The organism is Gilliamella sp. Choc6-1, assembly GCF_001690385.1.
GTDB classification, from domain to species: Bacteria; Pseudomonadota; Gammaproteobacteria; order Enterobacterales; family Orbaceae; genus Gilliamella; species Gilliamella apicola_A.
In genome coordinates, this window is record NZ_LZHI01000066.1 from 198,465 (window position 1) to 213,335 (window position 14,871).

13 protein-coding genes are annotated in these 14,871 nt (G+C 35.8%); 8 read left to right on the forward strand and 5 right to left on the reverse strand.

What is annotated here, in order from left to right:
- The first annotated feature begins 2 nt into the window (after positions 1 to 2).
- The 3 genes from infB to truB all read left to right on the forward strand — a co-directional run bounded on the left by infB (position 3) and on the right by truB (position 4,085).
- On the forward strand, positions 3 to 2,663 hold the full coding sequence (gene infB / locus A9G36_RS09300; protein WP_034943702.1) for a translation initiation factor IF-2: 2,661 nt from the start codon (positions 3 to 5) through the stop codon (positions 2,661 to 2,663).
- A 75-nt stretch (positions 2,664 to 2,738) separates the two neighbouring features.
- Positions 2,739 to 3,116 carry a 30S ribosome-binding factor RbfA gene (gene rbfA, locus A9G36_RS09305; RefSeq protein ID WP_034943701.1) on the forward strand — a complete coding sequence of 126 codons (378 nt, stop codon included), beginning with the start codon at positions 2,739 to 2,741 and terminating at the stop codon, positions 3,114 to 3,116.
- A 63-nt stretch (positions 3,117 to 3,179) separates the two neighbouring features.
- Entirely contained in the window at positions 3,180 to 4,085 is a 906-nt protein-coding gene (gene truB, locus A9G36_RS09310) for a tRNA pseudouridine(55) synthase TruB (RefSeq protein ID WP_065569385.1), read from the forward strand.
- A 69-nt stretch (positions 4,086 to 4,154) separates the two neighbouring features.
- Here truB and A9G36_RS09315 read toward each other — a convergent pair whose 3' ends face one another.
- Positions 4,155 to 5,201, reverse strand: coding sequence for a LacI family DNA-binding transcriptional regulator (locus tag A9G36_RS09315; RefSeq protein WP_065585656.1), 1,047 nt, complete (start codon positions 5,199 to 5,201; stop codon positions 4,155 to 4,157).
- 179 nt (positions 5,202 to 5,380) lie between these two features.
- Between A9G36_RS09315 and A9G36_RS09320 the strand changes: the two genes are divergently transcribed.
- The 3 genes from A9G36_RS09320 to dnaB are packed head-to-tail and all read left to right on the forward strand — an operon-like array spanning position 5,381 to position 8,639.
- A complete protein-coding gene (locus A9G36_RS09320) occupies positions 5,381 to 6,400 on the forward strand; it encodes an aspartate-semialdehyde dehydrogenase (RefSeq protein WP_034943694.1) in 1,020 nt (339 codons plus the stop codon).
- Positions 6,387 to 7,178, forward strand: a complete 792-nt coding sequence (gene truA, locus A9G36_RS09325) for a tRNA pseudouridine(38-40) synthase TruA (RefSeq protein ID WP_034943691.1) — start codon at positions 6,387 to 6,389, stop codon at positions 7,176 to 7,178. The genes A9G36_RS09320 and truA overlap by 14 nt, the downstream gene beginning before the upstream one ends.
- A gap of 36 nt (positions 7,179 to 7,214) precedes the next feature.
- Complete coding sequence (gene dnaB / locus A9G36_RS09330; protein ID WP_034943689.1) at positions 7,215 to 8,639, forward strand: replicative DNA helicase; 1,425 nt, start codon at positions 7,215 to 7,217, stop codon at positions 8,637 to 8,639.
- Positions 8,640 to 8,724: 85 nt separating this feature from the next.
- Here the strand turns inward: dnaB and A9G36_RS09335 are convergent, their stop codons facing one another.
- The 4 genes from A9G36_RS09335 to A9G36_RS09350 are packed head-to-tail and all read right to left on the reverse strand — an operon-like array spanning position 8,725 to position 12,241.
- Positions 8,725 to 9,561, reverse strand: a complete 837-nt coding sequence (locus tag A9G36_RS09335) for a metal ABC transporter permease (RefSeq protein WP_034943686.1) — start codon at positions 9,559 to 9,561, stop codon at positions 8,725 to 8,727.
- Positions 9,558 to 10,424, reverse strand: coding sequence for a metal ABC transporter permease (locus A9G36_RS09340; protein ID WP_065573904.1), 867 nt, complete (start codon positions 10,422 to 10,424; stop codon positions 9,558 to 9,560). The genes A9G36_RS09335 and A9G36_RS09340 overlap by 4 nt, the downstream gene beginning before the upstream one ends.
- Positions 10,425 to 11,321: a manganese/iron ABC transporter ATP-binding protein gene (locus A9G36_RS09345; RefSeq protein ID WP_065569383.1), complete on the reverse strand. Its 897-nt coding sequence runs from the start codon at positions 11,319 to 11,321 to the stop codon at positions 10,425 to 10,427.
- Positions 11,321 to 12,241 carry a metal ABC transporter substrate-binding protein gene (locus A9G36_RS09350; RefSeq protein WP_034943678.1) on the reverse strand — a complete coding sequence of 307 codons (921 nt, stop codon included), beginning with the start codon at positions 12,239 to 12,241 and terminating at the stop codon, positions 11,321 to 11,323. The genes A9G36_RS09345 and A9G36_RS09350 overlap by 1 nt, the downstream gene beginning before the upstream one ends.
- Positions 12,242 to 12,755: 514 nt before the next feature.
- On the opposite strand from A9G36_RS09350, the gene tssB reads away from it, so the two are divergent.
- Both tssB and tssC read left to right on the forward strand, forming a co-directional pair.
- Complete coding sequence (gene tssB / locus A9G36_RS09355) at positions 12,756 to 13,256, forward strand: type VI secretion system contractile sheath small subunit (protein ID WP_034943675.1); 501 nt, start codon at positions 12,756 to 12,758, stop codon at positions 13,254 to 13,256.
- 76 nt (positions 13,257 to 13,332) lie between these two features.
- Positions 13,333 to 14,865: a type VI secretion system contractile sheath large subunit gene (tssC, locus tag A9G36_RS09360; protein ID WP_065569382.1), complete on the forward strand. Its 1,533-nt coding sequence runs from the start codon at positions 13,333 to 13,335 to the stop codon at positions 14,863 to 14,865.
- Positions 14,866 to 14,871 lie beyond the last annotated feature (6 nt).

The following is a 14,871-nucleotide window of genomic DNA, read 5'->3' on the forward strand; positions in this document are numbered from 1 at the left end:
ACATGACCAAAGTATCAATAGAAACACTGGCTCAAGAAATCAACACTCCAGTGCAAACACTTTTGCAACAGTTTGCCGATGCTGGTATTAAGAAAACCGCATCTGATACTGTTACTCAAAAGGAAAAAGAAGCTTTGCTTGCGCATTTAAATCCTCAGCAAGGCCCGACAAAATTAACATTACAACGCAAAACGCACTCAACATTGAATGTGTCAAGCGGGGGTGGCAAAAGTAAAGAGATTAAAGTTGAAGTCCGAAAAAAACGGACTATTGTTAAACAAGATCCTGCTGAACTTGAAAAAGCACGTTTAGAAGCTGAACAAAAAGCGAAACAAGAAGCTGAATTGAAAGCACGCCAAGAGGCAGAAGAAAAAGAGAAATTAGCCGCTCAGGAAGCCAAAAAGCGTGAAGATGAGGCAAAAAAAAGAGCCCAAGAAGATAAAGCTAAACAAGCCGTTAAAGCGGTTCAGGAGCAAAAGACAGATCCAAAAGTGAAAAAAGCGCAAGAAGAGAAAGCACGCTTAGAAGCAGAAGCTAATGAAATTAAACGTAAAGCCGAAGAAGAAAATCGTCGTAAACTTGAAGAAGAGGCTAAACGTATGGCCGAAGAGGCGCGTAAATTAGCTGAAAAATACAGTGATGCAGTTGAAATCGATAATAACAATGATGATGATGATTATCATGTTACAACATCGAAATATGCCAGAGCTGCAGAAGATGATACTGATCGTGAAGTTGAAGGTGCGCGCGGTCGTGGTCGCAATGCCAAACAAACCAAACAGAAAAAAAACAGTAAGCTATCTGAAGGAAAAGCAGAACGGGAAGAAGCGCGTGCGGCAACCCGTGGTAATCATAAAAAGAAAGGAAAAAGTGCGTTGCAGCAGGGCTTTAACAAACCAGCTCAAGCAGTTAACCGTGATGTTGTTATTGGCGAAACTATTACTGTTGCCGAATTAGCAAATAAAATGGCTGTAAAAGGATCAGAAGTAATCAAAACCATGATGAAGATGGGGGCGATGGCAACGATCAACCAAGTTATCGATCAGGAAACAGCACAACTTGTTGCCGAAGAAATGGGGCATAAAGTGGTACTTCGTCGTGAAAATGAGCTAGAAGAATCACTGATGAGTGATCGTGATACTGGGGCTGAAAAAGTCTCTCGTGCGCCTGTAGTTACTATTATGGGGCACGTAGACCATGGTAAAACCTCATTGCTTGACTATATTCGTAAAGCAAAAGTAGCTTCAGGCGAAGCAGGCGGTATTACTCAGCACATTGGTGCTTATCATGTTAAAACGGCAAGTGGTGAAATTACCTTTTTAGATACTCCGGGGCATGCGGCATTTACCTCAATGCGTGCTCGTGGTGCTAAAGCAACGGACATTGTAGTCCTTGTTGTCGCCGCTGATGATGGTGTGATGCCACAAACCATTGAAGCGATTCAACATGCTAAAGCGGCAAATGTGCCGATGGTAGTTGCGGTAAATAAAATTGACAAACCAGAAGCAGATCCAGAGCGCGTTAAAGGCGAACTTGCTCAATATGGCGTGATGTCAGAAGATTGGGGGGGCGATACGCAGTTTGTTCATGTTTCAGCAAAATCGGGAACGGGTATTGATCAACTACTTGAAGCAATTTTATTACAAGCAGAAGTGCTTGAACTTACCGCATACGAAACTGGAATGGCAAGTGGTGTGGTTATTGAATCATTCCTTGATAAAGGACGTGGCTCAGTTGCGACAGTGTTAGTGCAATCAGGTACGTTACGTAAAGGTGACATCGTTCTTTGTGGATTTGAATATGGGCGAATTCGGGCAATGCGTAATGAACTTGGAAAAGAAGTGACAGAAGCGGGACCATCAATACCGGTTGAAATCCTCGGTTTGTCTGGTGTGCCATCAGCAGGTGACGAAGCCACCGTTGTGCGTGATGAGAAGAAAGCACGCGAAGTTGCCCTTTATCGCCAAGGTAAATTCCGTGATGTAAAACTAGCTCGTCAACAAAAAGCGAAACTTGAAAACATGTTTACTAATATGACAGAAGGTGACGTTTCTGAACTTAATATTGTCTTAAAAGCAGATGTTCAAGGTTCAGTTGAAGCGATTTCTGACTCATTATTTAAACTGTCAACTGATGAAGTTAAGGTTAAAATTATTGGTTCAGGAGTAGGCGGCATTACCGAAACTGATGCATCGCTTGCGGCAGCATCAAATGCCATTATTTTAGGTTTTAACGTACGTGCTGATGCTTCGGCCCGCAAAGTAGTTGAAACAGAGAACCTTGATCTTCGTTATTATTCTGTTATTTATGACTTAATTGATGAAGTTAAACAAGCAATGAGTGGTATGCTGGCACCAGAATACAAACAAGAAATAATTGGTCTTGCTGAAGTACGTGATGTCTTTAAATCACCTAAATTTGGCGCAATTGCTGGTTGTATGGTTACTGAAGGTGTGGTTAAACGTCATAACCCAATTCGTGTTCTACGTGATAATGTGGTTATCTATGAAGGCGAACTTGAATCATTACGTCGCTTTAAAGATGATGTTAACGAAGTTCGTAACGGTATGGAGTGTGGTATTGGTGTGCGTAACTACAATGATGTTCGTGTTGGGGATGCAATTGAAGTATTTGAAACTATCGAAATCAAACGTACAATTTAGCCATTACGAATTTCATGTAATAAGTTTATAAGCAAGGTTTAACCCTTGCTTATTCATATTTTAAGGAACATAGATATGGCAAAAGCATTTAATCGTTCATCTAGAGTTGGACATGAATTGCAAAAAGAAATTGCAATTATCTTACAACGTGAAATTAAAGATCCTCGGCTCGGTATGGTCACAGTTTCGGGTGTTGATATCTCGCGCGATCTTTCGTATGCCAAAGTGTTTGTCACTTTTTTAAATGATGATGATCCACAGGTGATTGAACAAGGTTTAGCAGTACTTAATGATGCTAAAGGTTATATTCGAACTTTAATTGGTAAAGCGATGCGTTTACGAATCATTCCCGAAATCAAATTCTTTTATGATGAATCGCTAATTAAAGGTATGCAAATGTCTAATTTGGTAGCAGATGTTATCAAACAAGATAACGAACGTCATAAAGATTAAGATTAAAAATAGCCCTGATTTTGTCAAAAAGCTTCAGAACGCTATGTTTTTCAGTATAAAAAGATGATGAATATAAAAAAAATTCGCCGTGACATTAACGGCGTTTTGTTACTAGACAAACCGCAAGGCATGACATCCAACGATGCATTGCAAAAAGTGAAATGGTTATTTAATGCTAAAAAAGTAGGGCACACAGGCGCACTTGATCCATTAGCTACAGGGATGCTCCCTATCTGTTTTGGCGAGGCGACAAAATTCTCGCAGTATTTATTGGATTCGGATAAACGTTACCGTGTGATTGCCAAACTTGGTGAACGAACCGATACATCTGATGCCGATGGGCAAATTATATGTACCAAACCTGTTAAAGTGACTGAATCACAAATCAGACAAGCTTTAACACATTTTTGCGGTGATATTTTACAAGTGCCAACCATGTTTTCGGCACTAAAATATCAAGGAAAACCACTTTACGAATATGCTCGCCAAGGTATTGTTATTGAACGTGAAGCAAGACCTATTACCATTTACGAAAATCGATTTATTGATTTTAACGTCAATAATAGTGAATTAACGTTAGAAATACACTGCTCTAAAGGAACCTACATTCGAACTATTATTGATGATTTAGGCGAGTTGCTGGGTTGTGGTGCACATGTGATTTATTTAAGACGTTTGCAAGTTTCTAATTATCCAATAGAAAATATGATCACTTTAAATGCATTACAAGTGATGCTTGAACGGGATAAAGTATTATTACCTTGTGATAGCCCATTAAATGAATACTCTAAAGTTATACTTACCGAACAACAAGGTAAAAATATTTTATTAGGACGAACTATAACGCTTGAAAATACCATGCCAACTGAAACCCTAGTCAGAATATATCAAGGGGATCAGTTTATTGGTGCAGGTATACTAGTGGGTGACCAATTATCACCTAAACGCCTAGTTTCAACGGTGGTTTAAACAAATTTAAGTTTAAAATATAGTAATAATTATTGGAGCGAGCATTATTTTCTATTAGCTATATTCTATTTAATAGAAAATTGGTTCAGCTTCAATAAGATAATTGTTTTTTATTAATGGATCGTTTTTTTGAATTATCTCATTAATTAATATTGCTGCTTTTTGCCCCATTTTATATAAAGGCTTATAGATTCTGCTCAATTTATCTAATTCATTATAATGTCGATCTTTTGAATGGCTAATATAAGTTAAAGTCAATGGATTGTCTGTATTAGATAGGATTTCATTTGCTTGATGCAAAACGCCCAACACTGCGCTATAAGAAGAATAAAAATTTTGTTGATTATAATAGTTTTCATCTAAGTAATTTAAACTGATATTATCAGCGCAAATAATGGCAGAAGGCGGTTTGTTACTCTTAAATAATCTTTTAGTTACAGTTCGACCATGATCAAAGCTAAAACAATTTTCAATGATGTAGTTAGGATCAACAATGATGTTTGCTCGCAACAAAGCTTGTTTATAGCCTTCTAAAAACAAACTTGAACTAATTTTATCATGATCATTTAATAAAACAGCGATCTTTGAATGTGAATTACAAACTAGATATTGAGTTAACTGATAAGCAATCATTAGGTGATCAAAATAAATACACGTAAAATCAATTGAATAATGATTAACTAAAATTATAGGAGGTAATGTGTTTTTATAATATCTGAGTATTTCTAAATAAGGGGCGTCATTAATTATCACAATACCGTCAAAGATATTTTGGGTCACATATCGAATTAAATAATGAATATCATGGTTATCAGAATAAGGAAAACGTAAATAAAAAAAGATATATTCTTCTTTTTTCAAAGCTTGTTCTAAACCTAAGTTAATTAAACTTTTCGAAAAAAGCTGATTATCAATAATTAAAATTTTCTTAGTTTCAGGTCCAGCTTGATATGGTTTAAAATTGTTGAAAGTATCAACATGTAGCTCTTGTATAGCTTGATAAACTTTTGATTGAGTCTGTGGTGAAGTTAAATTGGGTGTATTTAATACTCTTGAAACAGAAGCAATTGATAAATTAGCTTTTTTAGCAATAGTGGATAACGTTGTTTTTACCATGATGACAAAAATAGTTCAATTAATTTGGCTTATTACTTTAACGACGATTACATAATTTGTAATTGACCAAAATTCATTTTATCGATCTATATTCCAAAATAGTGAAACAGCTTTTTTACGCTATCTTTGACAATATAGTGATATAATCACCATTAAATTTTTTTATTTAGGTTCTAAATATGTCTGTATGGAATATTGCTGTTGTTGGGGCGACAGGACAAGTAGGTTCTGCGCTAGTTGAATTGCTACAAAAACGTAGTTTACAAGACAATAATCTAAAAATTGAAAATCTCTATTTGGTCGGCAGTGACAATAGTGCTGGTGAAGTTGTTCGCTTTGCTGGTAAAAATTTAACTGTTACTGATAGTGCACAAATGGACTGGAGTCAGTGCCATTTTGCCTTTTTTGTTGCTAGTTCTGAAACAAGTGAAAAATATGCACAAATTGCGGCAGAATCAGGCTGTGTAGTGATTGATTCTAGTGGCTATTTTGCTCAGCAAGAGCATATACCATTAGTAGTACCTAAAGTTAATAATAGCGTATTAACTGAATACCGTAATGAAAACATTATAGCGGTAGCTAGTGCCACTGTGTGCCAATTGTTGCGTTGTGTTGCGTCGTTAACTGATATTGAGTTATTAACCAATTTGCATGCCACCAGTTTTATTCCTGCCTCATTGTATGGTAAGCAAGGTGTTGATGAATTGGCTGGGCAGAGCGCTCGCTTATTAAATGGCATGCCAGTTGATAATCAGTTATTTGACAAGCAATTAGCATTTAACTTATTACCCGTATCGCACGAACATGATGATTCAATATTAGGTGAAAAGTCACAAGTTAATCAAATTCGTAAAATATTAAGTAATTATGAACTTCCTGTCTCTATTGAATCAGTGATTGTGCCTGTGTTTTATGGGGTGTCACAAGCTATTAATGTATCAAGTAGCTTACCGATTGAGTTAGATATGACACGTTTTAGCGAGTTTGGGGTTGAAGTGCAAAGCGATAATCTGCCAACTCCAGTGACCGAAGTTAGTATAGAGTCTGAAGGTCAGCTAACTATTAAATTGGCTAATTTGAGACACAGTTACGGTCATTATGAACAAATTCAATTTTGGTCAGTTGCTGATAATATTCGTTATTTAGGTGCATTAATGTTAATTGAGACACTAGAGATTCTCATTCATGACTACCTATAAGATTGCTCTTGGCATTGAATATGATGGCAGCGATTACTTTGGCTGGCAGCGACAACAATCTGTTGATTCTGTTCAAGAAAGGTTAGAATCCGCACTATCGATAATTGCTAATTCAACAATAAACGTATTTTGTGCTGGTCGAACCGATGCTGGCGTGCATGCAACAGGGCAAGTTATCCATTTTGAAACCCAATCAACACGTTCACCGAGTGCTTGGACAATGGGAGTGAATTCTCATTTACCTGATAATATTGCGGTGCGTTGGTCACAAATAGTTGATGATAGTTTTCATGCGAGGTTTAGTGCGACAGCTCGTCGTTATCGATATGTGATCTATAATCATCGTTATCGTCCAGCCATTTTAGCTAAAGGGGTATCGCATTATTATTTGCCTTTAAATGAAATATTAATGCACCAAGCAGCACAATATCTATTAGGTGAAAATGATTTTTCATCGTTTAGAGCTGCACAATGTCAATCACGAACTCCTTGGCGTAATATACATCATATTGAAGTGATAAGGCAGGGTGAATATATTATTGTTGATATCAAAGCGAATGCCTTTGTACACCACATGGTACGTAATATTGTGGGAAGTTTGCTTGAAGTTGGCACTGGTAATAAACCGCCTGAATGGATTGCTGAGCTTTTACAAGTAAGGAATAGAACTCAAGCCGCGGCGACAGCTAAACCAGAAGGGTTGTATTTAGTTCAAGTAGAATATCCAAAAGAGTATCAAATCCCTAATCTTGTATTAGGACCATTATTTTTAACATAAGCACATTGCTTAAAGATGAATTAAAAAGATGAATGTATGAATACTGGCGAAACAAGTTCAAGTAGAAACTCAAGAAATGAAGAGTCGAAAAGCTCAAAGTTGCATAATATCAAAATGCCTCCACATTCAATTGAGGCAGAGCAAGCTGTGCTAGGAAGCCTAATGCTTGATAATCAACGTTGGGATGCGGTTTCCGAAATGATAACAGAACGTGATTTTTATTCGCGTCATCATCAACTAATTTTTTCAGAAATGCATACGTTAGTTAGCAAAGGTACGCCAATTGATTTAATTACCTTATCAGAAAGCTTAGAAAGTAAAGATTTACTAAGTGATGTTGGCGGGTTTGCTTATTTAGCTGAGCTTTCTAAAAATACACCAAGTGCAATTAATGTGGTGGCATATGGTGATATCATCCGTCAACAAGCAATTTTGCGTGAACTAATTAGCGCTTCAAACGAAATTGCTGACAACTGTTATGCTACAGAAGGGCGTGATAGCAGTGAAATATTGGATCTGGCAGAAAGTAAAATTTTTCAAATTGCTGAAAGCCGAACTAAACAGGGTGAAGGACCAAAAAGTATCACCGAAGTATTAGAGTCAACAGTAGCTAAAATTGAAGAGCTATTCCAACGCCCACACGATGGCGTAACGGGGGTTTCTACTGGATATATTGATTTGGATAAAAAAACCGCAGGATTACAGCGTTCAGACTTAATTATTATTGCCGCAAGACCTTCAATGGGGAAAACCACCTTTGCTATGAATTTGTGTGAAAATGCTGCGCTAGAACAGGAAAAGCCGGTATTAATATTTAGTCTAGAAATGCCTTCAGAACAGATAATGATGCGTATGCTAGCCTCATTATCTAGAGTTGATCAAACACGCATTCGAACTGGACAACTTCAAGACGATGATTGGGCAAGAATTTCAAGTACTATGGGATTATTGCTCGAAAAGAAAAACATCTATATTGATGATTCTTCTGGTTTAACGCCAATGGAGCTGCGTTCACGGGCAAGACGCATTTATCGCGAGCATAAAGGATTAAGTATGATCATGGTTGATTATTTACAGCTTATGCGCGTGCCGAATATGTCAGAAAACCGAAACTTAGAAATTGCTGAAATTTCTCGGTCACTTAAAGCTTTAGCAAAAGAGCTGCAAATTCCGGTTGTTGCATTATCACAACTCAATCGTAGTTTAGAACAGCGTGCCGACAAAAGACCTGTAAACTCGGATTTACGTGAGTCAGGTTCTATCGAACAAGATGCCGATGTGATTATGTTTATCTACCGTGATGAAGTTTATAATGAAGCGTCTGAACATAAAGGCATTGCCGAAATTATATTAGGTAAACAACGAAACGGTCCTATCGGTAAGGTTCGTTTAAAATTCCAAGGGCAATTCTCACGGTTTGATAACTATGCCGATGCCAGTAAATATATGGATGATGAATAATTTTATTCCAATTTACAGGATAAAAGTTAGGGTAACATGCGCGTTGAAAAGATTTACACGCATGTTGCATTTCAAACAATTGAGATTAACGGTGTATCATTTTCCTAATAATAAATTGATAAATTTGCACAAACAAAAAAATAGCAGCCTGTAATATGACAATACAAGCGCTGGTTGAGGCATCAAAATAAAAACTAATTAACGTACCAATCACCGAAGAAAATACCGAAACAATTACCGCAACAAGTAACATTCTTTCAAAACGCCGAGTTAATGAAAATGCTGTTATGCCTGGCGCAATAAGCATTGCAATAACTAAAATAACTCCTGCTGTTTTTAAAGAACTAACAATAGTTAATGCTATAACACTTAGTAACCCATAATGCAATAATTTAACTCGTAGGCCTACTACTTTGGCTTGAATAGAATCGAAGCAATAAAGCATAAGATCACGACGTTTAATAATTACCAATAACGACACTATAGTTGCAATTAAAATAATTTGTTTCAATTCAGCGTAACTAGTACCCAACACGCTACCAAATAAGATATGATTTAAATGCAGTGAAGTATCGACTTTCGAAAATAGTACTAACCCAAAAGCGAACATTCCCGAAAAAACAATCCCCATTACAGTATCTTCTTTAATTCGACAGTTATCCTTGATATAGCCTGTTGCGGCCGAACAGAATAAGCCTGATGCAAATGCCCCCAAAATAATAGGAATACCAATTAAATAAGCTATCACAATGCCAGGCAACACTGCGTGAGAAATCGCATCCCCCATTAATGACCAACCCTTTAATACTAAAAAGCAAGAAAGAAGTGCACAAACGATACTAGTTGTTAATGCTGCTAATATGGCTCGTTGAATAAAAGGTAGCGTGAAAGGATAATAAATATATTCCCATAAATCTGTCATAAATTCGCTCTCTTATTTAATCTGCTTTGCCTGATTTTTAGTTTGTTTGAAATCAACCCCTGTTTCGGTGCGAACAAAAATACCACAATAAAAATTAGTGTTTGTAATGTAACAATCACACCACCTGTTTCACCATTTAGAAAGTAACTTAACCAAGAGCCGATAGCGCTAGTCGTAGCACCAATAATCACCGAAATAACCAATAGTCTAGAAAATCGACTTGTTAATAAATAAGCTGTTGCACCTGGAGTTACAACCATGGCAATAACCAAAATAGCACCAACGGTCTGTAATGCAGCAACGGTACAAGCACTTAAAATAGTAAAAAAAAGGATTTTAAACATCAATGGCTTTAAGCCAATTGAGCGTGCGTGAGTTTCATCGAAAAACACCACTAAAAGATCTTTCCAAAACAGCAGTAGTAATATCAACGAAATCAAAATAATGATTTGCACTTGCCACATATCACTATCGTCAATACCTAAAATATTACCAAAAATAATGGTTTGCACATTAACGGAAGTTGGGTTAAGTGAAATAATCAATAAACCGGTAGCAAAAAAAGTTGAAAAAATAAAACCAATAATGGCATCTTCTTTTAAACGAGTCATTGTACGTATTATTGTAATTGACAGAGCAGCCAGTGAGCCAGTAAAAAAGGCACCAACAGAGTAGGGTAAGCCTAGAGCATAAGCTCCCGCCACGCCAGGTACAACAGAATGTGACAGTGCATCTCCCATTAGTGACCAACCCTTTAACATTAAAAAGGCAGATAAAAAAGCACAAGTAGCGCCAACAATACTACTTACCCAAATCGCTTTGAGCATAAAATTATAGGTGAATGGTTCAAATAAAAGTTCCATTTATAATTGCCCTTTTGGTTCGTTTTTGACATGGTCAACCAACAAATCTCGATGAGGCGAATCATCTTTCCCTTCTCCATAAAAAATTGCAGCACGTTCATCGTCGGTTAAGATGGATACTTTACGAGGATCTTCATCATCATGCAATTTCTCTCCTGACAAGCTAAGATAACGTAGTGCACCACCAAAAGTGGTCATTAAATTTTGCGGTGTAAAAGTTGTTTTAGTTGGACCAAAGGCCAGAACTGTTTGATTAATTAACACCACTTGATCGCAAAATTCAGGGACACTACCCAAATTATGGGTCGAAACTAAAATAAGGTGAGCATCTTTTCGAAGATCTTTTAACAAATCTATTATGGCATTCTCTGTTTTTACATCAACACCGGTAAAAGGTTCATCTAATAATAAAACTTTACTTTGCTGAGCTAAAGCTCTAGCTAAAAAAACACGTTTTTTTTGTCCACCGGAAAGTTCTCCAATTTGGCGATATTTAAAATCCAACATATTGACACGCTCAAGAGCAATATCTACCTGCTTCTTATCTTCTTTACTTGGAATACGAAAAAAAGACATATGACCGTACCGCCCCATCATGACGACATCAGACACTAAAACAGGAAAGTCCCAGTCGACTTCCTCTGTTTGAGGAACATAAGCTATAACATTTTGTTTTAGTGCTTCTTTGACAGACATATCATTTAAAGTCACTTTTCCTCTAGTTGGTCGTATCATGCCCATAATGCTCTTAAACAATGTTGATTTACCACTACCATTTACGCCAACTAATGCACAAATCGTTCCTCCATTGAGAGTGAAACTTGCATCATGTATTGCTGTGTGACCATTATTATATGTCACGGTTATATCATTAACATTTAGGCAAATTCGATTCATTATTTTTCAAATCCTTTAGCAATTGTTTCAACGGTAACTTTCAATAGATCTATATAAGTTGGGACAGGACCATCTTTAGTTGATAATGAATCGACATATAATACCCCTCCATAGTTTGCTCCAGTTTCTTTACTGACCTGTTTTGCTGGTTTATCCGAAATTGTGCTTTCACTAAAAACGACAGGTATATTATTAGCTCTAACCAAATCAATTAGATTTTTAACTTGCTTCGGTGTACCTTGTTGCTCGGCATTAATCGGCCATAGGTAAGCTTCTTTCAAATTGTAATCTCGTGTTAAATAACTAAAAGCCCCTTCACTGGTCACTAACCAGCGCTTAGTTTCTGGAATTTTTGCTAAACGTTCTCGCAAAGGGGTATCAAGTGCTTTAATCTTTGCGATGTAATCACTGGCATTTTTATTATAAACTCCGGCATTTTTAGGATCATATTTAACCAAAGCTGCACGGATATTTTCAATATAAATTAAAGCGAGTGTTGGCGACATCCAAGCATGTGGATTAGGATTACCTTTATAAGTGCCTTCTTGAATAGATATTGGTTCAATACCTTCAGTTACCACAACAGAAGGTACATCTTGAATATCTTCAAAAAAGCGTTTAAACCGTAATTCTAAATTAAGCCCATTCCACAAGACTAAATCAGCGGAAAGCATTTTAGTAATATCTTGAGGAGTAGGATCGTACTCATGAATTTCAGCCCCTATTTTTGTAATAGATTCGACTGTAGCAGCATTGCCAGCAACATTCTGCGCGATATCTTGAATGATAGTAAAGGTTGTAACAACTTTAAATTTTTTATCGATTGCTAAAGCAGAATCTAAAAGAGCAGTCAAAAGAATTAAAGAGGTCAATATGGCTTTTAATACCGGTTTTCGGCTTTTAAAAAAAATAAGCTTCATTAGCTACTCCTTGTTTCATATGCAATCTTATAACAACGTTATTGCATTATATGATAATACAAAAGTTTATTAAAATAATAATGAGAATTATTATCATTAAATAAAGAAGTCAAAGTTATTAGAATATTTTATAAAAAAATAAAATAGATAGCAGATAATTCCTATCTATTAAAATAATAGTTAATTAGAAAACATAAAGCTTATAAGAGCTGGTACTATAAAAAAATGAAAATTATTTGTTAATTCTAACTCAATAAGGACAAAATTGCACCAATCAGAAGATTATTTGCAATAAACCAGCTTAAAAATTAATCAAATATTTCATGATATAAAAATTTTAAAAACCCTTAATATTACTTGATTAGCGATAGTTTTTAAGAGTTTTTATAAAAATTAAATACATTTAAATTGCAGGATGAGATTGTAATTTATCCGTAAATCGTGTAATTTACTCTCCACTTAAGCCTGCTAATTAAACATTATTTTAAAGGAAAAGGAAATTAAAGGAGAAATTATGTCTAGTAGTTATCAAAACGAAGTTCCTTCTGCTCGAGTCAGTATCAATCTTGATTTACACACAGGTGGAGCCACAAAAAAAGTTGAATTACCTCTCAAAATTTTATCTGTAGGTGATTATGGTCGAGGTAAAGACAAGCGATCACTTTCAGATAAACAAAAAGTATCGATTAATAAAAATAATTTTGATGCTGTATTAAATGATTTTAAACCTGAAGCCAATATTACTGTTCCAAACAAAATTGCGGATGATGGTAGCGAAATTGTTGTGAATTTGGCGTTTGAGTCAATGAATGATTTTTCACCCGAGCAAGTTGCCAAAAAAGTTCCAGAACTACGTTCATTGCTTGCGATGCGTAATTTATTAAGAGATTTAAAATCTAATTTATTAGATAACGCTACATTTCGTTATGAATTAGAAAAAATCGTTAAAGACGAACAACTATCAGATGAACTCCGTGCAGAATTGGAATCAATCGTAGCGGAAAGTGATAAATAAATATTTTTTTAATAAATTAATGTAATTATTTTCAAAACAAAATATAAAGTTTTGATAAAAGCAAGAGAAGAAATTAATGAACGTGCAAAATCAAACAAACAATGCTACTAAAACGGTTGTTGAAGAAAATAGCAGTGTTTACCAATCTTTATTTGATAAAATAAATTTAAACCCAATTAAAAAAGCGGGCGGAATTGATAGATATGAAGATAACGAAGTATTATTCGAATCTTCACAAGATGAACGTGTTACCATGGCAATTAATATTTTGCTTCAATTAATACAAGGTTCATCAAATAAAGTTGAAAAATTAGATAAACACTTATTAGACTACCATATTAGTCAAATAGATCAAAAAATAAGTCGTCAGCTTGATGAAATCATGCATAATGAAACATTCCAAGAAATTGAATCCACTTGGCGTGGATTGAAATTCTTAGTTGATCGCACTGATTTCCGCCGTAATGTTAAAATTGAATTATTGGATGTATCAAAAGAAGAACTGCGTCAAGACTTCGAAGATGCCCCAGAAATTAGCCAATCAGGTTTTTATCGGCATACTTATACTCAGGAATACGACACACCAGGTGGAGAGCCTATTGGAGTAACTATCTCGAATTACGAATTTGATCGTAGCCCTCAAGATATTTCTTTATTAAGAAACGTATCAAAAGTTGCTGCTGCAGCGCACATGCCGTTTGTAAGTTCGGTTGGTCCAAAATTCTTTGGTAAAGAAACAATGGAAGAAGTTGCTGCAATTAAAGATATAGGTAACTATTTTGATCGTGCTGAATATACTAAATGGAATAGTTTCCGAGAAACAGATGACGCCCGTTATGTTGGATTAACTTTTCCAAGAGTGCTTGCTCGCTTACCTTATGGTCCAGATACTGTTCCTGTACGTAATTTTAACTATATTGAAGATGTTAAAGGTGTAGAGCACAACCGTTACTTATGGGCTAATGCTTCTTATGCTTTTGCAGCTAACATGGCACAAAGTTTTGTTCGTAATGGTTGGTGTGTTCAAATTCGTGGACCACAAGCTGGTGGGCTTGTTGAAGATCTACCAATCCACCTTTACGATTTAGGAACAGGTAATCAAGTCAAAATCCCAACAGAGGTACTTATTCCTGAAACACGTGAGTTTGAATTTGCTAATTTAGGATTTATCCCACTTTCATTCTATAAAAATAGGGATTATGCTTGTTTCTTCTCTGCTAACTCAGCTCAAAAACCTGCTGTTTACGACACGAAAGAAGCGTCATCAAATAGCCGTATAAATTCTCGTTTACCATATATTTTCTTATTATCACGTATCGCACATTACTTAAAAGTAATCCAACGAGAAAATATTGGTGCAACAAAAGATCGTCGAATGTTAGAACTTGAGCTAAACAAATGGATTGGCAACCTTGTCACTGAAATGACTGACCCAAGTGATGAAGTCCAAGCAGCACATCCATTAAGAGAGGCGAAAGTTATTGTTGAAGATATTGAAGATAATCCAGGTTTCTTCCGTGTTAAAACATTCCTAGTACCTCATTTCCAAGTGGAAGGGATGGATATTAACTTATCAATGGTGTCACAAATGCCTAAGGCTAAATCATAAATTTTA

Bases quoted from the DNA above. Each gene is read 5' to 3' on its own strand.
- infB (WP_034943702.1), top strand. From the start codon at position 3: ATGACCAAAGTATCAATAGAAACACTGGCTCAAGAAATCAACACTCCA.
- rbfA (WP_034943701.1), top strand. From the start codon at position 2,739: ATGGCAAAAGCATTTAATCGTTCATCTAGAGTTGGACATGAATTGCAA.
- truB (WP_065569385.1), top strand. From the start codon at position 3,180: ATGATGAATATAAAAAAAATTCGCCGTGACATTAACGGCGTTTTGTTA.
- A9G36_RS09315 (WP_065585656.1), bottom strand. From the start codon at position 5,201: ATGGTAAAAACAACGTTATCCACTATTGCTAAAAAAGCTAATTTATCA.
- A9G36_RS09320 (WP_034943694.1), top strand. From the start codon at position 5,381: ATGTCTGTATGGAATATTGCTGTTGTTGGGGCGACAGGACAAGTAGGT.
- truA (WP_034943691.1), top strand. From the start codon at position 6,387: ATGACTACCTATAAGATTGCTCTTGGCATTGAATATGATGGCAGCGAT.
- dnaB (WP_034943689.1), top strand. From the start codon at position 7,215: ATGAATACTGGCGAAACAAGTTCAAGTAGAAACTCAAGAAATGAAGAG.
- A9G36_RS09335 (WP_034943686.1), bottom strand. From the start codon at position 9,561: ATGACAGATTTATGGGAATATATTTATTATCCTTTCACGCTACCTTTT.
- A9G36_RS09340 (WP_065573904.1), bottom strand. From the start codon at position 10,424: ATGGAACTTTTATTTGAACCATTCACCTATAATTTTATGCTCAAAGCG.
- A9G36_RS09345 (WP_065569383.1), bottom strand. From the start codon at position 11,321: ATGAATCGAATTTGCCTAAATGTTAATGATATAACCGTGACATATAAT.
- A9G36_RS09350 (WP_034943678.1), bottom strand. From the start codon at position 12,241: ATGAAGCTTATTTTTTTTAAAAGCCGAAAACCGGTATTAAAAGCCATA.
- tssB (WP_034943675.1), top strand. From the start codon at position 12,756: ATGTCTAGTAGTTATCAAAACGAAGTTCCTTCTGCTCGAGTCAGTATC.
- tssC (WP_065569382.1), top strand. From the start codon at position 13,333: ATGAACGTGCAAAATCAAACAAACAATGCTACTAAAACGGTTGTTGAA.